This window comes from Nitrosomonas aestuarii, assembly GCF_003046585.1.
Taxonomy (GTDB): domain Bacteria; phylum Pseudomonadota; class Gammaproteobacteria; order Burkholderiales; family Nitrosomonadaceae; genus Nitrosomonas; species Nitrosomonas aestuarii.
In genome coordinates, this window is record NZ_QAAE01000007.1 from 101052 (window position 1) to 125072 (window position 24021).

Below are 24021 nucleotides of genomic sequence, written 5' to 3' on the forward strand. Positions count from 1 at the left end.
TGCCCTCAGACGTTGTTTCATAAGCATTGAGATAAACCTCCTCGTACTTTACACTGCGCCACTAACGCTCGACAAACACATTGTTTCTTCAGGTGCCTTGCCATCCGGGCTGATAACAATGCCGCGGTCTTTCACTGCATCGGTGAAAGCCTCATTGAATCGGTTTTCATGTGGAATCATAATCTTTGAAACTGCAGGGAGTTTAGCTATATTGGGGGAGGGCGATCTTAAAAGCCTTCTGTACTTCTGCACGTAAATATGTTTATTTCCGACAAGTTTGAAATAATGAATATGCATGCATCCAGCTGGTCTATTTACAATTTATCCAGCGGATTGATGACCGCTTTGATACCCTTTAAGAAGCCATTGCGGATGAATTTGGGGTGTATTATTATGCTGTTTTCTGTCGGGTTGTTAAAAAATCGAATAAGTATATTATATTGCAAGACTTGACCCTGCATATACAATATGCACAGCTCCAACGAACGTCAATTCGTTAAACTATATTACTGCTAGTGAATTCGCCCGTTAGGCAAGCCACATTCATCAACTATTATCAATTCAATTCTGTCAATGTACAAACCGGGAGGCGTTCAATATGAAGAGGAATACTTATTTCAAACTTCTACCAGCACTATTTTTTGTATGGGCTGAATCATCAGGTGCTAGCCTCATCAAGGTTGACTTACAGAATATTGGCGCGGCAAACCAGCAAACTCAAGCTGGATGGACCCCGCAAGAATTACCAACTGGTCCTGCAGGAGCGGGTGGTTTTGATTTGGTATTGACAAGTGATGGAACTGCGGCTGGTATCAGCGCCACACTTGGCGGTGACAGTGATGGTTGGGAAGCACGAGGGGGCTCATCACAGCAGCGAGGTCAAATTACAGGAACTTCGTTTAATGACTTACTTGAGGATCTGGTCGCAACGCAAGATCAGGATGCCTTTGTTTCCATAACCGGCCTTACTATTGGGCAAGACTATCTGTTCCAGACCTGGCATAATGATTCATATCTGGTTAATCAGGGATTTGGGTCTGGTGGCGGAACGGTTACTCCTTCAGTCATTGGCGGGATTGAACTGTCAAAGTCTATCGGAACAATTACCAATCTAAAGGGTATCCAAACGGACAGTGCATTCGGAGTTACAAGTATCCTGTTTACTGCAACTTCTGCATCTGCTACGATCAATCTCGACGGAACCAACACTAACGGTTTTCTCCCAATAAACGGAATTAGTTTCTCAGAATCTATATCTGCAGTACCAGAACCTCCAATCTTTTTGCTATTCAGTATTGGTGCCCTCGGTTTAATAACCTCATTGCGCAGCATTGATAGATGACCATACACCAAAACCAGAGCATGCGTGCTTTCTTTGGTCACGACTGGCTAAGGTGGTCTCTATTGGTGGATTGTTGTGGTTACTGCAATGATGCTTCTGACGACAGGCTATGGATGGGGTCACACTCTGACACAAATGGGATGGTTTTTTACCAAGGCTGCTTTATTGACTTTCGGAGGCGCATATGCGGTTTTGCCATCTTTTATTTTTATTCTTGTTGGCGGCCCGTTGGTGGAGTCTACGCATGGTAAACTGAAATTTACTGCACCACTAACTGCAATTTCGGGAGCTGTTGTCGGAGTTATTCTTAATCTGGCCATGTTTTTTGGTTATCACGTACTATGGCCGGAAGGTTTTACAGGAGCCTTCGATTGGACATCGGTCTTGATTGCTCTGATGGCTGCTATTGCGCTGTTTCGCTTTAAACGCAATGTGATTGAAGTCATTTCAGCCTGTGCAGTGATTGGATTTATTCTGAAAACATTTTTTTGAAGTACTAATAAGAAATGAACTACTGAGGAATGTTTCAGACTGATCCAGTTACATACATGTTACTGGAGATTATCCGTTTTATCGCTAAGAACCTGAATTCCTTTTCTTTATTGCTTATAAATTGAAACCAAGGCACCGGGATAGAATTTTCTTCAGTTCAGGTATGGAATTTTTATTTTGTAAGTTCATTGCTTTTAGATGGGTCAGTTTTTCCACTAAAGCTATGCCTGCCGAGGTGTTTGCTGCGCCGCCTGCAATGATATCGGGTTTGCTTGCAAATGCCGCAATCACACCGGCAACCGCATAAGGATCGGAAGCGCATAAAACCGTACAGCGAACCCAGGGTTCGAGTTCTTCAACAGCTACGGAGCCATTATAGGGTTCCAGGGGAGAAGCGCCAGCCTCGGCAACCAGTACGTCGGCTTTGGTATCGTCAATACGATACATCAGCTGGCGCAGTAGCGGACGGAATTGATCCGGGTCGCAAACCGTGGAAGGCAGGCCGATATCCATGAAATCAAAAATATGGTCAGCACCGGCGTCTGCAAGGGACAAAGCGTCCCGGTAACGGCCGGCGCCGGTCAGCTTGGCGCCAGCCACCTTGTAACCGGACTGTTTGAGTAACCGAATAATCACGCGCGCCGAAGTGGTTTTGCCGGCAGACATTGACGTGCCGATCAACAGTATCACCGGTATGTCGAAGGTTTCTGTTATCGCGGGTCTGACATAATTGGCCATGCAGCTTTTTTTTTCGGCAACCATAACATGCCCCTGATAAGCCAGCGACATGGCCTGCGGCAGATAAGTTGACCGTGAAGTGATTTTTCCGAATAGCCCGGCCGAAGTCATGATGTCGAAGCGATTGTCCGGTGCGATGTCACGCCAATCGCCGACCGCTTCTAGAGTCGCCGCGCGCTGACCAAAAGCACCGATTAACAGATCGTCCTCCGACACTTCAGCCATGCGGCCATTGGGTAATTCTATATGGCGCAGGCAACCGCTGGTATTTAATACCCGGCCGACAACATAATCCCCGGTTTCCCATTGTTCTCTCGGTAACGCATTGACCTCAAAGTCACACGCATCCAGATTACTGATTCGGGTTAACGAGGTAGAAATATAACGGCATTTCATCAGCATGCCTCCTTATGAAATTTTGTCGAATGTGTTTCGGCACAGGTCAAAGCGTTTATTCATGATTGATGCAAAGCGGGCGAAAGTACTAATAACGCCAACAATGCGCTGCGTTCCGGCAATTTACTTGGGTCGATATGCTCATGCATGGCATGAGCGCCATCGCCCACTGCGCCCAAACCGTCCAGGGTGGCACTGTACAAACTGGTGGTATTGCCATCCGATCCACCACCTGCTGTGCCTTCCTCCAACTGTAAGTCCAGCTGCTGCGCGAGTTGAACAGCCACTTTCCAGAGTTTACGGTTAGCTGACGTTTTTTCCAGTGGCGGCCGGCCAATTTTTCCTTCAATTTCCAACTTGACCCCTGGCGTGGCAGGTTGGATATTGTATATCGCCTGTTCGATGTGCTCAGCGTCACGTTGCGTCAGCACGCGCACATCGGAGATCGCTGTACTGACAGGCGCGATGACGTTGGGGCGCAGGCCGCCATCTATCATGCCGACATTGACTGTAATCCCTTTGTCAATATCGTTCAGCTCAAATAATTTTTGGATGACATGCGACAGTTCTAAAATTGCACTGGCGCCACCTTCCGGATCTAAACCGGCGTGGGCCGCTTTGCCTCTGACTGTAATGGTAAACCGGCCAATCCCTTTTCGTGCGGTTTTGATTTGTCCTGTAGGCCCCATAGATGGCTCCAGAACAAAACTGCGGTTGGCAACACGCGCCAGGCGATGAATATAACGGGATGATTCTTTGCTGCCCACTTCTTCGTCCGAATTAACGAATAATATCGGTGTCACTTCAGGCTCATGCTGAATTGCCTTTAGGGCTTTAAGCACATAAATCATTTGTGCCAGCCCGGTCTTCATATCGTAAATTCCCGGACCGTGGAGCTTGCCGCTTTTAAACTCGACAGGCATGGTGTCGATTGTTCCCACCGGCCACACCGTATCGCAATGCCCGATCAAAAGCTGCACAGGTTTTTTTCTGATACGCTTTGTCGGCCTGGCGTATAAATGACCACCGGAAAGCCTGCCCGGTATCCGTATAATGCGGTAATCAAGTTTTTTTAATTCCTGGCTAAGCAGATCGAAAACAGATTGTTGTGCAGCCGGAACATCAGAAGGCGATTCCAGTGCGACTAGATGACGGATAAAATTGACCATTTCATCCTGATGTTGCTGAAACCAAGCGAGAAGTTCACGAGCGCGGGTTTGTGGCATGGGATTTTACCGGCTAAAGCCTTTTGGAAAAGGAAAGGAGAAGCTTTGCTCGATTTTGGCAAACCGGCCAGGATACAGATAAGCCAGCAGTGGCGATGCGTGAATCAGTTCCTGGTCGTCGCGTTCCACGATGCGTATAAATTCATTATCCACTTGCGCTGCAACGACTTCTCCAATAATCAGGTTGTTGCCACCAATATTGTCAACAATTTTCTCCAGACGGCACTCAAGAAACAAATAGGCATCCTCGATGAAAACACCATCGATGTTTTCCGCTTTGAAAGTTGGCAGTACTTTGAGCGCGGGTTTGGTGTCATCTTCCGTCCTGGGATCTGCCGCCAGGCTGGTTAGTACAATTTGCGAGGGCCGGGGATAGCTGACGGTAAATTCATGCCTGTCACGGATATTCTGGTACGTCCGGTGATGTGGGGCGCAAACAAAACCAAAATGATTGTTCCAGCTGACCGGCATCGCCATGTGCTTGGGCGCCAGATCGTAACTGCCCTCAGGGTCTCGGCTGCCTATTAACACCAAAGGATAAACGCTAAAAAAGTGTTCCCAAATTGAAGTACTTGAATCCAACTTTGTAGTTGTCATTGTTTGTTTCCTGTTTATTAGTATTAACAGAAATAGTCCCAACAAACAATAACTGAGTAGGTATGTATAAGTCAATATTGGTTGCTGGACTGCACTGAACCAATGTTACCTGTCATCGCAATTTGTAATAAAGAAGCTGTGTTATAAAGGTGTCTTGTATTACATAGAGTGTAATTATCAGATTACACTCTATTCTGGCTCCACCATGAGAAACTGCTGCTTTATCTTGCAAACGGCGCGGATTCTATCCTTCATGTCGTAAACGGCGTATGATACAGACGGTGGCTTAACCTGGCCGATCAACATCATTCAAGTGGCGCGCAAGAGGTTACTAATCCGGCAGGCGGGGTTGTTACTGACACTACCGGCGCGCAATTACAGTCGAATTTGATAAGGCGTTAACCAAAGTGCAGTTCCGTATTGCTGTGCGTAACGGTACCGGAATCACACAAGCACATTTTCATTGTGCACCTGCGGTGTGAATGGGCCAGTAGTGGCCTTCCTCTTCGGTCCTGTAGATCCGCCAGTGGATGTGAGCAATGGAGCACTTGAAGTTACCCTGGACAATAGCGATATCATACTACCTGAAACTATGGATGCATGTGGCGTACCGCTCAATAACATTGCTTCTTTAGCTTTTGCAATGCGTGCAGGAAAAATCTATGCGAATGTGCATAGTACGGCTTTTCCAGCCGGTGTGATTCGAGGACAGTTGTTAGAAAATAAGGATAATTACATGGATTTGAATTAACTGCAGGGGAAAGCGTCGCTGCTAATCTGACATTGATTTGAAGGAACGCTGCAAAAAATGAGGTATTCTTCTATCTGATGAGGCAGCTGCGCCATGCAATTTTTTCTCAGTACGGTGGGTTACGTAGGGGAATATTAGAAATTTTGTGTTACCCCTGTAAAATTTAATCGCAAAAGAATGACGCAGAGTTTCTAAAACTGCCTAATTTCGAAGCATACTTGATTGACTAACACTGGGAAAATTTAGAACGATAATGCCATCCTTGCTTTCGTTAAGCAGATGGCATATAAAGCACTTGTCACTGCATATGTGCGCAAGTTCATGGGTTTTTATTGGTCTTCTCTAGGCGCTATCTATTAGCGATACCATTATTATTGCGCATAAACTTGTGTTGTAAGACTTTAATATCAATTTTTCCCATTTGTAGCATGGCTTGCATCACTCGACCAGATTTCGTAGGATCAAGATTGTTCATCTACGCGCTTATTTCTGACGGAATAATCTGCCATGACACCCCGCATTTGTCTTTGAGTCAGCCACACTGTTGTGCCTTAATTATAAATCAGCTTCCAATATTTTCCGGTATCAGCATCCGTTTTTCCAGTCACTAGGCTCCGGTATAAATTTCATCTGGTAAATATGTACGCCATTTTTTGGAAAAATCGGCAGAACTTCAACGCTGATTGGCAATAAAACTTATTCAAACTAAAACGTCTCCGGAAAAACCGAACCGATGCAGCTCAGATTTCTGAGGCAGATAACAAAACTAATCAGGAAAATCTGAATCATTTTCAATTCACTCATGGCTCATAACAAGCACACCATGTCGAATAAATTTCACAAGTTTTTCTGAGAATTGATCAATTTTATACAATTGCGCAATTTTTCCCTCGTATACCTCCAAAGGACGCCGCCCTCCAGAAAATGCCCTCAATATCTCCAAAACATTATACTCTTCAGTGAAAACCTGGTGTGTACCAATACTTATTTCTATATAATCAATACTTTCAATTTTGATATTCAAAAGATGCGAACAATTTAATTTCAACCGATCGTCAGATAGATCTATATCTAATTCAAGGCGAAAAATCTCTTGCTCAAGGTCTCGTATTTTTTGTTTTATTCCTGTCAATACTTCTATTTCTATTTCCCCTGCTATTCCTTGTTTTTCCTTCGGAAGGTGTTCTAAAGGATTCCCATTTTTACAAAAAACATAGTGATCAATGTTTGTCATCCAGTAATCTCTCCAATGCTTCGGAAGTGCTTTTACCGAATATAATAGTTGTAAAAATGCAAGTTCGGCTCGAAATCGCTCCACTTTCCCAATATCACTCCACCATAAGTTTGCAGAAACATTCAATCTTTCCGAGCTGACATTGTGCCACCAATTCGCCGGTAAATAGAGCATATCTCCAGCGCAAACTTCCGCGACTTGGCTGTTTTCAAGCGCTTCTGAGTATCTCGGAAATGTCTTGTGGTCTGGGTTGTTTGAATCTACAACACTTTCCGGAATCCCTGAAGGGCCTCCTTCATATGGCCCAGAGTATAATTCCGGTAACAACTTTGGTTCGAAAATATTAAATACCTTCTTTCCGTGCAATACAAAATAGAAATTTTCGACTTTGTCATAATGTGTATTCACTCGGTGCTTTCCTGATCCTAACCAGAGGTTCCATATAGCCTCACCCTTAACGTTGAGCTTTGCATCCAACGGCCGAACCATAGGGAGTAATTCTGGCATTGAGTTGCCAATATCCAATAACTGACTGTAGAGATATCCAGGCCTCTCATCTCTAGACATCTTTAAGACTTGTCTCGCGAACTTATCAAAAGCGCATGGGCCGATTAAAGTATTTCTCGTTCGTGTATCTACGTTGGGATTAGAGTAGCTGAGTAATCCTCCATCTTCATAAAAACCCGACATGACAGACACAACTTTTGAGCCAATTTCATCGGATAATTTATTCATCAGATCCTCCCCGGCTGAGCTATTGTTACCCAGCAATAATGAATCTGAGCTTATATTCTTAAATATGACTGGTTGGTGTTCTGAGAGAATCTCACCAAGATTTAAATTCGACACGTCATTGATTTGTTCAGTTTTTCTCATTTGGAGAACCCGAATACATTATTAACATGCAGGTGCCATAAACGACACCGCTGTCAGTATATTTCTAACCATGATGTCCCGTCACACAACAGACGTTGGCTTCACTCGATTGAAACGCTAAGTTTCGCTATAACGATCGCGCCACAATTTCATTCCATCTTGTGTGAGAATTCCGCAACAATCGTCTTGACAACCAACATCAGCTATCCCATCTGGCGAACTAGCATCCTCATCAAGAGTACGCGTTGGGTGTGGTAGGGATGAAGGAGTAATATTTTGCAGATCGAGCGGTTCAAGACTGTCGTCAACCCAAACCATTCCTCCTCTCGCAATCAAATCTAAGTGTATATTGCACGAATAACCTACAACACTAGGCGGTTGATTACTTTCACCAAAACCTAAATGAATTCCAGTATGACGTTCATTTATGTGAGAGTTCAGAGAAATGGCGGTTTTCACCCCGATATTTGTTCCAAAACCCAGCTCACCCACAATGTGGGCACAGTCAGTGTTGAAACATTCATCAAGAAATTTTGACATGGATTTATTGTCGCATTCATATCTAACAGCACGATTTCCCTCTATCCATACAGTCACCGGATACTGATCGAGTCGTACATCCATATCCGTAATCACATTCAAATTAAATGCAAAATCGGCAACTAAAATCCCTTCAATTGAAACAGGGAAAGTCGCAACTTCTCCAGCAGGAAGTATTACAAAACTATCTGGTCGCCAGATTCCACGGTTACTAACCCATCGATACTTACTAGAATCCACTTCAACACGCAGGTCGGTCCCACCTTCCGTTGTTATGTGTAATTGTTTTTTCCCCATACAACGTTCAAGAATTGTCGTGTTTCTCGCAGATAGCTGTTGCGGAGTAACGTTTAGCGCATCTGAAAACAAACTCTCGCAAGCACTAATAGCTCTAAATACAATGGTGTTATTAGCGTCGTATTTCGATAATTCGGAACGAATGATACGGTCATGCGACAGCGTATCCATTTCAAAGGTTATAATAACAAGTCGCCCCGGAAGCTCATTGGGATCAGGAAGTGCTGCTGCAAATCGATTACTAAATTCGACATCATGCAGAGGTGCCATCCATACTTTCGTAGCAGATAAATTTCGCATCTCCAACGCGACCGATACCCAGGCGGCTGCCTCGTGACTATCGCTCGTATAAGCCACAACAACTGTGTCATCTGAACGCAGTTCTAAATAATTATCTAGTAGAGATATTACTCCCTTCCAAGCGTTTGAATTAATCATCGTTATCCTCCTGAATATATGGCCATTAATAAAGCGGTCTCGGTGAAATCAACATTCTATTGGCATCAAGGTCGATTCCAAGAAGGCACAGAAGACGGCATTGCAGGCTTGAGGGCTAGATATAAGAGCAAACTCTTCATAGGCTACTAACTGCCTAGATCTGGAGCTGAAGAAAACCCTGTGGACCTGAAGTAATCCTAAACCCATCGTGTAATGAAATACTGCTAGGCATCCACGATGGGGTTTTGGTATTTCTGCGTTTAGTTTATGATGTCTGACATGTTGTCATGAACATAGCATACAATTCTCAACAATCTCCCAGACACCTACGGAAACACCCCTTGAACCTAACTTAAATGCCAGGGGAATTCCCAATTAATCACTAAATGCAGTCCGGTAAATTACACCTGTCTATTAGTAAGATTTGGTGCCGCTGCAGTCCAGTAAATTACGTAACGCACATTATCTGCTGGTTGAGTAATTCCGAGCTGCTTACCAGCTGCTTCAACTTCGGACGCTACCGATTGTTGCGAAAGGTTAGCGACTTCTCGTCTCACAGCTTCTTGAATTGCACTGTTTAGTGCTTCAGAAATATTAGGCATCACTACCTCCTTATTGGTGGTTATGAATCATCTACTTTGCCAGATTATTTCAGAACTACTTGAGCCCGTCTGGCAGAGTATTCTTTAGCCTATAAACCTGGCTCTATTGCAAAAATCAAAGAACAATTTCTACAACAGGTTTGTAGATTACCAATAAGTTGAATATCAACGATGTGAAAAAACCCACAGTCGATATCATAAGATACGAGTATGTCAAGTAAGGGTAAAAAGTTAGGAAAGGACCAAATGTTATATAGTAATTTTGGTTTTATATTTGTCTGCGACGATTAGAGTATTTTCTGAGATTCCCGGAATCCAGTATACTTCTGGTTCGCGTGGTACGCGTTTCATCCACAAACCGACATTTACCGAGCCAATTAATGCAAAAGATGAAAACCGTACAGACTTTTACTCAATCCGGCTTTCTCAATTACTAATTGCAATTATTTTACCAGAACCACCTGTTTCAGTTCGAAAGTCAACAATGGCAAACCAGGTATCAGTTCAAGCTTCGCCGAATAGGTCGATACCGAATTATCTGCATTTGAAATATTAACAAACGGAATATTCAAGATACCGGTTTCTTGATCGAACGTGGCATTATCTCCGCGAAAACTTTCAGCCAGTTTTTCCGCCTGAATCAGTTCGAAACGCAACGGTTGACTACCCTGTACAGCTTGCAGTCGCGCTCGATATGCATCATTACCGCCTGCCTGTATCAGGTCGATAGCCGGTATATTGAGTGTCCCAGCACTGAAAGCGGCATTGGAAACGAGCTTGTAAACTGCGCCAGTTGTTTCAAACGGTATACCGGTTGCATTGCCAAGGACATAGAGTTCACCCGTTGCATCTTGTCCAAAACCAAGCACCCAGAAACCGGGTGTATCACGCAGCGTCAGGTCGAGTTCAAGAATTTCAGCGCCACGGGTATAGAATATTCGGCCATCACCATTGCCCCTTCTGGCAACATCACCGAACACATAGGACTGTTGCAACGTGCTAATTGACTCACCACGGTAGATAAAACCGCCAATTATTGCGGTACCTTCGTTATGATCGTACTGAACGACAGGATCGATCAAGTTCCCTGAAGCCGGCTCGCTGGTCACAAAACCAGCATCATTTCCATTGGAATCGAAACGGAAGCTACCCTCCTTAGTACTCCAGCCATAATTACCGCCAGCCTGAATCAGATTCACTTCCTCAATATCGTTTTGTCCGACATCCGCAAGCACCAGTAAACCGGTTACCGTATCAAATGAAAACCGGAATGGATTGCGAAAGCCGTAAGCGTATATCTCGTTCAGTTCGGTTTCTGATCCAGTAAATGGGTTGTCAGCGGGAATGCCGTATTTACCGTTTGCTGCGTTATTTCCCATTGGGTCAATCCGTAGCAGACTGCCGAGTGGGTTTGCGTTATTCTGCGCATTCCCTGCCATGCCGTGTCCGATCATCGGACTTCCTGCAAATTCCTGACCATCGCGGTCATCAGCCCCTCCACCATCACCGAAAGCGATATAGAGCATGCCGTCAGGACCAAAATTAAGTCCACCGGCATTATGATTGAACTGGGGCTGATCAACAGTCAGCAACACACGCTCTTCTGCCACAGTTGCCTGATCCTGGATGGAGTCAGCAAAGCTTAATCGCCATTCCCGGATTACCGAACGGTGATTCGGAGCTGAATTCTCCGGTATTGTAGAGAAATCACTCGCTTCATCCGCCGGCTCCGAGGTATACGTGTACAACAAGCCATTTTCAGCATACTGTGGATGAAAGGCAAAACCTAAAAAACCGCGCTCGTCAAATGTACTGACTCCAAACGCCCCCAATGGCACCAGCCGGTCTGAAAGATCCAGAAGAATGGTTTTGTCGCCATTGGACAAATCAATACGCCATAATTTTCCGTTCTGATCGCTCACATACAAGTGTTGACTGTCTCCGGGGGCGGCAACTGCCCAGTTCGGCGCGGTCAGACCGTCTGTAATCTGCTTGAGTCTGAGCCGATTAGTTCCTTTCTGGATCAATGCGGGAATCGGATTTTCCAGGCGCTGGCCTGTCGGTGCTTGTGAAGTAACAGTGATTAAATCATCAAGCACGGCATAACCTTGACTTGACTCGTTTCGCAGAATCACCCGCGCGACAGGCTTTCCCAGTGACGCCGTATTGGCGATAACTTCTGCCCAATTGGAAGATGAACCTGGAAAACTGATTAGAATCTGACCGTCACTATCCAAAAGCTCGAGTATACTGTTATTGTTACCGTTTTCTGTACGGAAAAATACCGTAATCTGTTCGGCGGGTGGATTAAAATCGATGTTCCCTGTTGCGCCTGGCGAGACCATCCAGGCGCTTAAACCCGTATGATAGAGTGAGAAATTACCTACTGATTTGGCTTCGCCGCCACTAAATACTGCGGAAGCTGATTCGTCAGTGAGTGTAAAAGAGCCGCTGGTGTTGTTGAATTCAAAACTGGTATTGATTTCGGCAGCCTGAGATAAGAAAGGGATACTTAGCAAAGCGAGAAAGAATTGCATTGAAGTATAAAATTTCATGTTGAGCTCCTTCCATGTTGATGCCGGCTTAAAACTGGCCCCCGTTACGGTTGAAAATTGACCAGACTGAATTGGTTTTGTGCTTCCTGTTGATGTCCTAATTTGATCGGGACCCGCTATAATTCGCCAAGATTATTCTTTGGTGATAATGTGTTTTTTCTCTTTCCTGTATTTTCATTTTTGCTATTAGCGGTACTCTGTTTGTAGCGTAAAGACTCGTTGCCGATCTCAATAATGTGACCATGATGGGCTAATCAATCCAGCAGCGCAGTGGTCATTTTGGCGTCGATGAATATGCTGCTTCATTCTGCGAACACCAGATTAGTCGTAATAATGACAGTGGTATGTTCATAAAGTATGGAGAGTAAATGAAACAGTAAAGCACCACCGGTTTGTGAGAATCACACATAGCTCAATTTATCCAGGATACCAGACTAACCTGTAAGGTCACCACATGACAAACAGGACTGTGATCAAAATCAAACCTGCAACTCACCATCAATACGGCCACACCCAGTTACGCATTTCCGGTTTATCAATACCGTGCTCGTGGGCATAGTTGCGACAATCGATTTGCATGTCTCGCAGTTTATCTTTGACGTGAGCACCGGCCACCTGTAAATGAGGTACGCGATCGATGGCATCTATTGCAAGTTTGAATCGGTCGATTTCATTTTCGATGGCGAGTTCCAGAGGTGTGTTGATATTTCCTCTCTCCTTGTAACCGCGCACGTGGAGATTACGATGATTAGTACGCCGATAAGCAAGACGATGAATCAGCCAGGGATAACCATGGAAGTTAAAAATGATGGGTTTGTTGATGGTAAACAAACTATCAAAGTCACGATCGGAAAGCCCGTGGGGATGTTCACCGGCTGACACCATACGGAACAGATCGACTACATTGATAAAACGGATTTTTAGTTCGGGGAAGTATTCGCGCAGCAAGGCGGTTGCCGCCAGCGCTTCCAGTGTTGGAATGTCTCCGCATCCGACCATGACCAGATCCGGTTCATTGCCCTGGTCGTTACTCGCCCACTCCCAAATCCCCAAGCCCTTGGTGCAATGTTTGATGGCTGCATCCATATCCAGGTATTGCAGGTGCATTTGTTTGTCACAAACAATCACGTTTATGTCATTGTAACTGCGCAGACAATGATCTGCGGTTGAAAGCAAACAGTTGACATCCGGCGGCAAATAAATGCGTGTAACCTCCGGGTTCTTGTTAACCACAACATCCAGAAAGCCCGGATCCTGGTGAGTAAAGCCGTTGTGATCCTGTCGCCATACTGTAGAAGTGATAAGCATGTTGATGGAGGCGATTGGCGCACGCCAGGGTAAATGCTCGCAGATGGCCAGCCACTTGGCATGCTGGTTATACATGGAGTCGATGACGTGAACGAAGGCTTCATAAGTTGCGAAGAATCCGTGGCGTCCGGTGAGCACATAACCTTCATACCAGCCTTCCAGTGTATGTTCCGAAAGCATTTCCATCACGCGCCCATCAGGACTGAGTTCACCACCGTCTTTGTCTTCAGGCAAGTAGTCCGCCAACCATAATTTTTTACTCACCTCGTAAATTGCATCGAGTTTATTGGAGGAGTTCTCATCAGGGCCAAACACACGGAAGTTATCCATATTCCGGAACATCACATCGCGCAACATGACGCCTAAAGGTTTGGTATTCATCGCTCTTTCAACGGCGGGTTTCGACAGCTTCTGGGCATAGTTGCGGAAGTCCGGCATGCGCAAATTCCGGCGTAACAGTCCACCGTTAGCGTGGGGATTAGCACTCATACGACGCGTACCCTGGGGCGCCATTGCTTTTAGTTCAGGGATAAGACGACCGTTGACATCAAACAACTCTTCCGGCCGATAACTGCGCATCCATTGTTCCAGTAGTGTTAGATGGGCCGGATTATCGTGCATACCGGACAAGGGCACCTGATGCGCTCGCCAGGAACCTTCGACCTTATGCCCGCCAACTTCCTTGGGGCCGGTCCAGCCTTTGGGTGAACGCAGTACGATCATTGGCCAACGGGCGCGTGTGATCGCACCTCCATTACGTGCCTTCACCTGGATTTCCCGAATCTCAAGTATACAGCGCTCCATGGTTTCAGCCATGAGCTGATGCATGGTTTCCGGATCATCACCCTCGACGAAATGCGGAATCCAACCATAGCCATGGAACAGGTTATCCAGTTCTTCGTGGGAGATACGCGATAAAAGACTCGGGTTATTAATTTTGTAACCGTTCAGGTGCAAAATGGGCAATACGGCGCCGTCGTGTCCCGGGTGCAGGAATTTGTTGGAGTGCCAGGCCGTGGCTAGCGGGCCAGTCTCGGCTTCGCCATCACCCACCGCTACGGTAACAATCAGGTCCGGATTATCGAAAGCAGCCCCAAAGGCATGTGAAATACTGTAACCAAGCTCGCCACCTTCATGGATCGAGCCCGGCGTTTCCGGCGTGCAGTGGCTGCCAATGCCGCCGGGAAAAGAAAACTGTTTAAAGAAACGTTTCAGGCCTTCCTCATCCTCGCTCTTGTCTGGATAAACTTCAGAGTAGGTACCTTCCAGATATACCGGCGCGAGCACACCGGGTGCACCGTGACCGGGACCTGCGAGAAAAATAGCGTTGAGGCCATATTTATTGATCAAGCGATTCATGTGCACATACATAAACGCCAGCCCCGGACTTGCACCCCAGTGACCGAGCAGGCGCACCTTGATATGTTCAGCCTGTAGCGGCTCGCGCAGTAAAGGATTGTCCCGCAGATAAATCATGCCAACGGCGAGGTAGTTGCAAGCACGCCAGTAAGCGTCGAGCTTGCGCAGTTCGTCGGCAGAAAGTGAACTGGCTTGAACGGCGGATTTTTTATTACTTGTTGTCATTTGCAGCACCTCAGGGTTTGAAGTTTATCTGGATTCCTGCGCTAACAATTAACCATCTGCAAAGCCATAGTGTATCGGCTGACTGTGGGCTCATCAGTTCAGGTTAACACTGATCTATATTGTTCTGAATGGCACACATTTAGGAAAGCACTATTCTATTCTGGTTCTGTTAATACTATTTAATAATAACGATTGGCTGTTTACTATTGATTACAATGCACCAACCAGTTTAACACTCAATACATTCAACTGTCTGTCGCGCAATTTCCAGTTCTTCGTTTGTTCGCACCACCAGCAGCTTAATGTTTGCATTCGAAGACTGAATCTCACAAACATCGCCTTGGGCCCGGACATTTCTGTTTTCGTCTATGACGATACCGAGTGCTTCAAGACCGTGGCAACTTAACTGGCGAACACGCGGTGCATTCTCGCCTATGCCTGCGGTAAATATGATGCCATCGATGCGACCTAGCGCAGCGAGATAGGCACCGATATATTTCTTAATGCGGTAGCAATACATATCTATAGCAAGTTGTGCAGCATTGTCGCCAGCATCGGCCATGCGTAACACCTCACGCATATCGTTCTCACCGCAAATACCTTTGAGCCCACTGTCATGGTTATAAAGTGATTCGATGTCTGCGCTACTTTGTCCGGTAACCCGCTGCAAATAAAACGCAACGGCTGGATCAATGTCGCCGCAGCGGGTACCCATCATCAGGCCTTCCAGCGGTGTCATTCCCATGGAAGTATCGATGCAACGTCCACCATGAATTGCGGCAGCGCTTGCGCCGTTACCGAGATGCAGACTGATGAGATTGAGCGTTTCCAGCGGTTTTTGCAAATGCAGTGCAGCCTGTCTGGCGACATAAGTATGAGAAGTGCCGTGAAATCCATAGCGGCGCACGCCATGTTTTGAATACAGCGAGTTGGGCAAGGCATATCGATAAGCATGTGCCGGCATGCCTTGGTGAAAAGCCGTATCAAAAACTGCAACCTGTTGAATATCTGGAAACAACTCAAGACAAACCTCGATACCGGCCAGGTTGGCCGGATTATGCAAAGGCGCAAGCTCACTCACACCACGTAGAATTTCAATAACCTGTGCATCAATACGTATCGGTGCACTGAATGCTTCGCCGGCATGCACCACGCGATGACCAATGGCTGTAAGCTGCATCGTATCGACCAGTAACTCGGTAATCGCCACCAGGCCTGCACGGTGATTTCGAATGTGGGCCATGTGAACATGTACTTCCATCTTGCCTTCCGCATTGCGTCGACGGTGTGTCAAACGGCTTTCAACTTCATCAATACGTTCCACCTGTCCGACAGCCAGCAACATAGCACTTGGCATCTTCAGCAATTGATACTTGATGGACGAGCTACCTGAATTCAGAACCAGTATGTTCATCTGTCTTCTGCTCCTGTTTTCGCCTGGGTGGCAGTGATCGCCACGGTATTGAGAATATCAGTTATCGTGAAACCACGACTCAAATGGTTGATACCGGTTTATAACTGGTCAAACTATTTTCAGGTGTGCTAATTAACATACAACAATTGCCAGGAAAGGATCGGAATCTATATTCAAGATTTTCTACCTAATTTCATAGTATATTAAAATACAATGGGTTAAAAATTTTGACTGAAAACTGCTGGATGTAGACAGATGGTAAAATTTGATTGTAGATTGACACGTTAACTATCAATTGAGTATTCCAGTGCGTAAACACGTCTTGATTCATTGGTTTCTTTGAACTCAAATGTCCCTGCGTCTTCAAATTTCCAAGATTTAACAATATCAATCTGGAAAGACTCATCAATGAGGATAACTTTATTTATGTTTCGAGCAATTTCACCTAACCGGATAGCTTGATTTACCGCATTACCTAAAATTGTGTAATCCATTTTTATTGACGAACCAATATTGCCTTCTGCTACCATTCCAGAAGCCAAACCAAATCCACAATTCATTACTTTATCACTCGGATATAATTTTGCTTGCTCTTTGAACTTGTTAAATGCATCGACGCATGAAGCTATCGCAGAATCTATTTGATGTATTTCAAAATGAGCGACGAAACACCCACCAGAATACTTTATTACCTGACCGCCATATTCAATGCACGCTATCGAACAAATTTCCAGAAAGTTATTCACTGCACAAACGAGTTCCTCGTCAGAGAATTGGTTCCGTAGCGCTACAAAGTCGGTAAGACTTCCTGAAACGACTATTTTTCTCGCGCTCTTTATTGGAATAGTCAGTGGATCAATCCCTTCCATTAGGAATTTAAGCAAGGCCGGTTGGGTGTATCGCCCCATGGCATTATGTGACTGAGCAATGTTTTGTAACATCAAACTGATGGCCAGCAGTATGAGATCATTACTTTCATTGAGAGTTACTGCCTTCATGTTCCAGTCTGAAAAAAGTCTCTCTTCACAACCGGTTTCTGCGCTGAGTATGGTCACATCACGATGCCGTGGATCGCGACTTATTTTCTCTATCAGCACATTGATAGTTGTTTCCTCGCCTTCCAAAATCTGAAAAAAATAATCTCCTACTCCAATTAGGATGCCAGTTACATCTATCTTCTGGTTGTTCAAACTTGCTTTACGTCCTATCTCAAGAATTCCTTTCTGATCAAGCGGTACACTTAGTTTACTAACGTAGGTTAGTCGCTTCAGCCCAAGCGAGGTATCTGTTAACGAAGTATCAGGTTGAAAATCCCTTAGATTCCGGATTGCCTTACTCATCAACCAACCACTTTTTATCAATGCACCAAGATCTTCTTGCGAAACATTTTTTAATTCACAATCGGTAAGGCACTGGACTGTTTCTGTGCGTTTATTTTGATGTATCGGCAATATTTCACCGAAATGGTCTCCGGGACCCAGTTCTCTTATTTTTATGCCGTTCTGGATTACTTTTAAACGTCCGGATTCAACTACATAAGCCATTTTAGCGGTGTCACCTTGACTGAAAATTTCATCGCCTGCTTTAAAATGTGATTTTTCCAAACTAGATGAAGAAGTTTGTGCCAAGACTGCAATATCGCTACGAAATGCCAGCACTAAAAACCAATCAATAATAATGCGCAGATTCCTTTCCAATCCAGGTACTGAGAGCAGATTTATAAAACGCGAAATAAACCAGGCTAGTATTCCGGTAAAAATTAACCCACTCACGCGACACAAGGAAAATTGACGCATGTTGTATGGCTGGACAAAATGTCGTTGTTGCTTGAATGGGCGCCGGGAAAATCCTTGTGAATTTGCCCAGGCATTAAAGCCGGTACTTTGCCCCAAATTGACCTGATCACTGGCAAAAACAAATTGAGGAGTTGTCGCATTTTGATGCGACTCTGCCACCCAAATGTTGTTAAAAGATTGCAAACGCAATTCGTTGTCAATTACAAAAGGCCAGTTCAAACTACCATGTTCAACAAAGCGAATGGTTGGATACTCGAAAGAGGCGTTTATTAGCAGACCGAATGCCTGGGGGTCTCCTTTTTCAAAAACCAGTCCTTTTTGAGTAAGCCCAGAAATTTTTTCTTCCAGGTGTTCGATAACACCGGCCTTTTTCAAACATTGAGATCGCTTTGAACTTATTTGATGCTCAAATTTGGTTCTGCTTTTATCGTATTCATTAAAAAGATGAACCTGCCACCCTGAGTTTTGTAAAGCTGGGTACGATGGTTCTGCCGATTGCAGTATTTGACTGACTTCGACAGCGATTGCGGACGCAATTTCACTCGAACCAATGATAGCGAAAGTAAGTAAACGCTTTTTCTCGTCAGCATCTTTAACCATTTCTGCTTCTTCAACCAGATCAAGAACACGCTGCCTGATGCGAAGCGCGTCAGCAATCGAGTCGATTGGGCATGCATGATCCATCATGCCTGGAATCTTCGTAATATGAGACGATGGTGTCAATGCCAATATCAAGCTATCGTACTTTAGCTCTATAGTTTCATTGTTTTTTCGTTTTGCGATTACTTTTTGTTCTTTCTCGTTAATAGCATCCAAGTGTGCAACAACGACATTTGTTCGTTGAACAATACGACGAAATGGATTTACCACATTGCCCGGTTGTACCGTACCGCCGATAACTTCGGGTAAGAACGGTGCGAACAAAAAGTTTCCCTGCTCATGAAGCAGTGTAATACGGACATTGGAGTACTGGCCGATGAGTTTCTCTATTTTAACAGCAGCTTGCAGGGCAGCAAGGCCTCCGCCAATGATGACAATGTCAGCGGCTTTGTCTCTTGGCACAGGTCGACGCAAATGACCGGCAGAATTTATAAAGCATGACAAAACAACCCCGTAAAAAAGAATATGTGCGGTAGGTGTTTCCGGAAGTAATAAAGCAAAAATAGAAAAGGCACTAATTAAAAAAATCGACAGAGGACGTAACAATATCCCAGCAATTAGCAAAACGCCTGCGCTTACTTCAACAAGCGCCATTAGCAATGTAAAGGCTTCAGGGTGGATCGACAGAATGGGTAACTGATAAGTTTCGATTATGCCCATTGAAAGATTGGGCTGCAGCAGCTTATAGAATACCCCCAGGTACAATATCGTAGTGCCGGTCAGAATGCGCATTATGGCCTGAGCACGTTGTCGGGGTTGGTTAGCCAGAAAAGATTGTATACCACGAAAGGCAGCCGGGATCGGCAGTGGTAAAAAATGCCTACCCGCACCTTGTAAAACGAGAAAAATACTTGCGCCAATTATGGCGCCTAAATAGGGAAAAATAGCCTCGCCAAATAAATACCAGCCTAAAAGACTTAACAATATCAGCAGGAAAGAAAAAAATCTGACATAAACGCCAAACAAAATGGTTAGGCCTAATATAATTTCAGCCCACCTTATCCAGGCCCATTCAGAACCTAGCTGATTTAGTTCAAGATCAGGCGCTAAAAAAGTAGGTGAGGTAAATGCTTCTACTCCAAAACGTGGTTCCGCCCCGAAAGCCGAAGATAATAAAATCCAGCCCACACACACGCGCAATATACGCGGCACATGATCGCCATAAGAAGACAGTCTTGCCTGCAAATCAGGAAAAAGTTCACGTGCTCCTGTGAAACCAAGCCATACCCAGCCGATGATAAAAGCTAAAAAAGCCGAAATCATCAACACATTAAGAGAAGATACTTGAGTAAAAATGTCTGGTAGCTTTTGAGCATTCCAGTAATCAATTTGCTCGGGCGTTAAAATCCAGGTTTCATGCGCCAAAACAGCACTGGAAAAAACAAGTAATCCAGAAAAACCGAAAAGTAAAAAGGCTACATACCAAACAAACCGGATAGAAAAATGTGTATTTATCATTTCACGATATTTTGACCAATCGTTATATTTATGGCGTTGTTAAAAGCAAGGCATAAAAGAGCTATTATCAGGCGAATTTAATTGCCAGGTTAACAACAACACGCTCAGATTCGAATTTATACATTAGAGATAACATATCTGTTGACTCTCTTGTCAGATAATCATTAAGGTATTGAATCAATCTACAGTTTTGCATAATTAGTTGGAAAAACCAATGAATAAATTGATGAAACTCCTATCTGCATCTGAATTAAACTGGAGCTATGATCATTTCTGGTTGGTGTATGACAATGGAGAAGGAAGCGGTGTAACCTGTTGGTGAATATCTGGGAAAATCAACCAATAAAAAAGGAAAACACCGCGATGACAGATAGTAATATTTCAGGCTGAACAAACCGGAAAAAAATGATCCGTTGCGGGAAGTATTACGGGAAGGCGCACGAAAAATGCTTACTGCAGCCATTGAAGCTTAAGCATCTACTTTTGTCGAGCAGCACGACGCTTTAAAAACAAGGTATCCATCGCATACGGAGTCTGCTGGTTTCCCGGCGGACTGCGCAAGCGAACGAGATCCGAGGGTTATTATTAGAATATGGCGTCATGATCCCCAAAGGAATTGCTTGTATCAGGGCGAGGATGCCAGAAATTCTCGAGGACGCAGAAAACGGTTTAACACCATTTTATTTCGTCAACTACTGAATGAGCTCTATGAAGAGATGGTTGTCAATGTCAATAGCTGTTTAATAACCCCTCCATCAATTGCAGGACTCTTTTTTTGACCACTCTCCCATAATGCCTGGTGCCTCCCTGCCGGTAACCAACATAAAATAATGACCCGGTGCCTGAACTTTTGGTGCTTTCTTTTTTTAGAAGAGTTTTTCCCAGCCCTAGATCTAAAAAATTCCTCTTATTTTTCTGAAAAATGTAAGTTGCCAGACAGGCAATTTCATAATCTGTCTTAAGAAATAAATCATCCCATTCTTTGTTAGAAGACCGGGTGGCTATTTCGTCCAGTCCTTTTTCTTTGTATTTGCTTTTAAAACTCTTCACCAACAAATTTGAACTACTATAACCACCGTTTATAATATGGTTAATCAACCATTTATACGTGCCTCTGAATGTAATTTGAGTGAGACCCCTTCCTCTGAATTTGCAGAAGTCCATTTCCGCAATGATTCCACCCGAACTTACTGATTTGGGGTGCGCCAAGGGGTAATTGCTTTTCCCCTTTAATTTCCATTTATTGCTATAGGGTTTGGCGGGAACATTTCCTTTGTGGCCATGCGCCGCTAAAAAGACCGGGTTGTGAAGCAGATTATACGCGATGCCCTGATTTCCGTTTGCCTTGGAATTGTATCTGTACAAATAGGGCAAATTACCGAGCTCTGTTCCAACTGTAAATTTTCCAGCATGCTCATTGATAATAATCGAAGTCAGGGCAAAAAATTGAAAAAAGTTGATCTTTGTTTTACTGTATTGGCTCCCATTAAACAGCAGGGGTATATTGTCAAAGACTTTAATAAAATTAGGTTCCTGGCCTTTAGGAATATTTTTGGGCGTTCTTCCTTTTTTTCCGGTATAAGTAGGGTCATAAGGCATGCTTCCAAAAAAACCACTATTGCCTATTTTTTCTCTAAACCATTGGCAAAATTCATAACCCGTTGTTTTTTTGAAAAAGGAATTGATGTCACTGGCATCTGAGAATCGGGTGCTATGAAAATTATTTAAAAAATTTTCAAAAAGGCTGTCTTCTTCGGATGTATTCCAATCCATTTTTTTATAAGAAACCTTAGAAGCAGAACTTGCGGGTTTGCTTTTTGAAGTACCAATACCCAATATCGCCTTCATTTTATTCCAGGTATTCGTACCGATTTTGCCATCAGGGGTCAACCCTTTACCGTCCTGCCAGTCTGCGACCGTCTGGGCGAATGCGCCCTCGTCGGGAGAGTAATTGAGTTTTAATATTTGACTGACAATATCATCGTAGTGTTTCTGCCAACCCAAAGTCTTCATTTTGACCCGGTTGTATTCGATAGCGCTATTTAATTTGCTGGCCGAAAGCTGTTCTTCTTCCATATGGGCCCCATCATTCAAAACATGGGGGCTCTCTCCGATTTCACCTTGAGAGTCTTTGCACTGATAGTTGGAAATCGATGGAACAGACACCTTTTTTAAAATAGACCGGTATTTTTCTAAAACACAAAAGCGGACATGAAGATGTTTATTGTGCCCAGACCACGCTGAAACTTTTTTAAATTCTTTTGCCAGAACGCTGTCGGTGCAGCCAATGATCTTAATGCCGAGGATGGGATTGCTTAAAATCACTTTGATGAAGTTTCGCAGTATATTCTGCTTTTCAAGGGTGTAGGATTTGCCCGCAAGTGTATTGATCTTTGCCCCGTTTTTTAGTAATTGCAGGTCTGCATCTAAACCAATTTGATGTGATTTGTGGTACGAAGGCTTACCATTTTTGGTTCCATTTCTTAATGGCCCGCCGCCTTTTTTACTGATATCCCTTATTTTAAGTACTATATCCGGATTGCTTTTATGCCACTGATTTCCAATCCATTCAATGGCCTCGATGGCCTCAGCAATTCCATAAGCCCTTGAAGATGCATTTACGATATATTTGCTGCCCACTGAGACAGGCATCTTGAAACTTATCAAATCCTTTGCCCTGGTAGAGGAGGGGGGCTTTGTTGTACTTTTTGAAGAACCGGTTCCTAGAATCGGCTTCATTTTTTTCCAGGTACCGGGTCCGATTTTGCCATCGGGAGTCAAACCTTTACTGTCTTGCCAGTCCGCCACCTTTTGGGCGAATTCCCCTTCGTCCGGAGAGTAATTGAGTTTGAGTATATTGCTGACAATCTCATCAAAGTGTTCTTGCCAGCCCAAAGTCTTCATCTTGACCCGGTTATATTCAATGGCGCTATTTAACTGGCTGGCTGAAAGTGTTTCTTCCTCCAGATACGTTTCATTTTTAGAATACGCGCTATCCGGATAGGACTCGAATTCCTGATCACTTTCATTCCACAATGCGTCTTCATATTCTTCTAATCCGCTTTGTGTTTCGTCATCATATAAGCCTTCCGTTTCAACCCCTGATTCATCTTGTGTGTCGTCATCATCATGGAAGCCTTCGCCTGCAAGACTGGATTCATCTTCCTGGTCACTTTCATCCCACAGCTCGTCTTCATAATCATCCAATTCGTTTTGGATTTCATCATCATATAAGCCGTCGGTCTCTATGCCCAGTTCATCTTCCCGATCGCTTACTTTCCACAATTCGTCTTCGTCATCGTTTAATTCGTATTGTGTTTCATCATTATGCAGGTCTTCAGACTCGATACCGATTTCACCTGTTTCTTCGATTTCATCTTCTACCGCTTCAAAGTTAAAATACGAAAAATCATTTTCAATTCTCGATTCATTTTCTATATCTTCATATAAGTCGTCACTTTCAATACCACTATCTTCCAGACCTTCACTTTCCCAGTCAGTTTCCTCAAAGCTTTCTACCTCGCGCTCACTATTTTCGTTTGATTCGTCTAAAGTAGATTCTTCAAAAACAGCGCCTGAAAAATTTTCTAAAAATGAACTCTCAAAATTCGGACGAGAACTAACTGCTTCTTTCGAAATCAGTTTGCTTTCAATCAGTTCATCATCCAAAAATTCAGAATAAATTTCAAGATGGCTGGATTTATTAGATTTAGACAT

General features: G+C 44.3%; 14 protein-coding genes and 3 pseudogenes. 4 read left to right on the forward strand and 13 right to left on the reverse strand.

Annotated features, from left to right (window positions below; translation table 11 throughout):
* Positions 1-48: 48 nt before the first annotated feature.
* Complete coding sequence (locus C8R11_RS16955; RefSeq protein WP_280523882.1) at positions 49-180, reverse strand: hypothetical protein; 132 nt, start codon at positions 178-180, stop codon at positions 49-51.
* Between the two features lie 418 nt (positions 181-598).
* On the opposite strand from C8R11_RS16955, the gene C8R11_RS08025 reads away from it, so the two are divergent.
* Complete coding sequence (locus C8R11_RS08025; protein WP_107795253.1) at positions 599-1342, forward strand: hypothetical protein; 744 nt, start codon at positions 599-601, stop codon at positions 1340-1342.
* Positions 1329-1834: pseudogene (locus C8R11_RS08030) on the forward strand (chromate transporter); the annotation flags it as partial. The gene C8R11_RS08025 and the pseudogene C8R11_RS08030, both read left to right, overlap by 14 nt.
* 114 nt (positions 1835-1948) lie before the next feature.
* Here the strand turns inward: C8R11_RS08030 and C8R11_RS08035 are convergent.
* From C8R11_RS08035 to C8R11_RS08045, 3 genes are read right to left on the reverse strand one after another with little or no spacing between them, the layout of a single operon-like run.
* Entirely contained in the window at positions 1949-2968 is a 1020-nt protein-coding gene (locus tag C8R11_RS08035; RefSeq protein ID WP_107795254.1) for a DEAD/DEAH box helicase family protein, read from the reverse strand.
* 59 nt (positions 2969-3027) lie between these two features.
* Positions 3028-4194 carry a M20 family metallopeptidase gene (locus tag C8R11_RS08040; protein ID WP_107795255.1) on the reverse strand — a complete coding sequence of 389 codons (1167 nt, stop codon included), beginning with the start codon at positions 4192-4194 and terminating at the stop codon, positions 3028-3030.
* A 6-nt stretch (positions 4195-4200) separates the two neighbouring features.
* Entirely contained in the window at positions 4201-4791 is a 591-nt protein-coding gene (locus tag C8R11_RS08045; protein WP_107795256.1) for a flavin reductase family protein, read from the reverse strand.
* A gap of 463 nt (positions 4792-5254) precedes the next feature.
* Here C8R11_RS08045 and C8R11_RS08050 point away from each other — a divergent pair, with 463 nt between their 5' ends.
* A complete protein-coding gene (locus C8R11_RS08050; RefSeq protein WP_107795257.1) occupies positions 5255-5542 on the forward strand; it encodes a CHRD domain-containing protein in 288 nt (95 codons plus the stop codon).
* Between the two features lie 796 nt (positions 5543-6338).
* Here C8R11_RS08050 and C8R11_RS08055 read toward each other — a convergent pair.
* The 8 genes and pseudogenes from C8R11_RS08055 to C8R11_RS08090 all read right to left on the reverse strand — a co-directional run bounded on the left by C8R11_RS08055 (position 6339) and on the right by C8R11_RS08090 (position 20304).
* On the reverse strand, positions 6339-7652 hold the full coding sequence (locus C8R11_RS08055; protein WP_107795258.1) for a cupin-like domain-containing protein: 1314 nt from the start codon (positions 7650-7652) through the stop codon (positions 6339-6341).
* A gap of 117 nt (positions 7653-7769) precedes the next feature.
* The gene (locus C8R11_RS08060) at positions 7770-8927 is read right to left on the reverse strand and encodes a CgnE/CgnB domain-containing protein (protein ID WP_107795259.1); all 1158 of its coding nucleotides are present in this window, start codon (positions 8925-8927) and stop codon (positions 7770-7772) included.
* A gap of 401 nt (positions 8928-9328) precedes the next feature.
* Complete coding sequence (locus C8R11_RS08065; protein ID WP_090700196.1) at positions 9329-9529, reverse strand: hypothetical protein; 201 nt, start codon at positions 9527-9529, stop codon at positions 9329-9331.
* 443 nt (positions 9530-9972) lie between these two features.
* Complete coding sequence (locus tag C8R11_RS08070) at positions 9973-12084, reverse strand: PQQ-dependent sugar dehydrogenase (protein ID WP_244907605.1); 2112 nt, start codon at positions 12082-12084, stop codon at positions 9973-9975.
* A 116-nt stretch (positions 12085-12200) separates the two neighbouring features.
* Positions 12201-12512, reverse strand: a pseudogene (locus C8R11_RS16440) (ATP-binding protein); the annotation flags it as partial.
* 70 nt (positions 12513-12582) lie between these two features.
* Positions 12583-14976 (reverse strand): phosphoketolase family protein, encoded by a 2394-nt coding sequence (locus C8R11_RS08080; RefSeq protein WP_107795260.1) that lies wholly within the window; start codon positions 14974-14976, stop codon positions 12583-12585.
* 229 nt (positions 14977-15205) lie between these two features.
* Entirely contained in the window at positions 15206-16390 is a 1185-nt protein-coding gene (locus C8R11_RS08085) for an acetate/propionate family kinase (protein WP_107795261.1), read from the reverse strand.
* A gap of 284 nt (positions 16391-16674) precedes the next feature.
* The gene (locus C8R11_RS08090) at positions 16675-20304 is read right to left on the reverse strand and encodes a BLUF domain-containing protein (RefSeq protein ID WP_107795262.1); all 3630 of its coding nucleotides are present in this window, start codon (positions 20302-20304) and stop codon (positions 16675-16677) included.
* Positions 20305-20820: 516 nt separating this feature from the next.
* On the opposite strand from C8R11_RS08090, the pseudogene C8R11_RS08095 reads away from it, so the two are divergent.
* Positions 20821-20958, forward strand: a pseudogene (locus tag C8R11_RS08095) (IS110 family transposase); the annotation flags it as partial.
* A gap of 75 nt (positions 20959-21033) precedes the next feature.
* Here the strand turns inward: C8R11_RS08095 and C8R11_RS08100 are convergent.
* Positions 21034-24021: a penicillin-insensitive murein endopeptidase gene (locus C8R11_RS08100; RefSeq protein WP_107795263.1), complete on the reverse strand. Its 2988-nt coding sequence runs from the start codon at positions 24019-24021 to the stop codon at positions 21034-21036.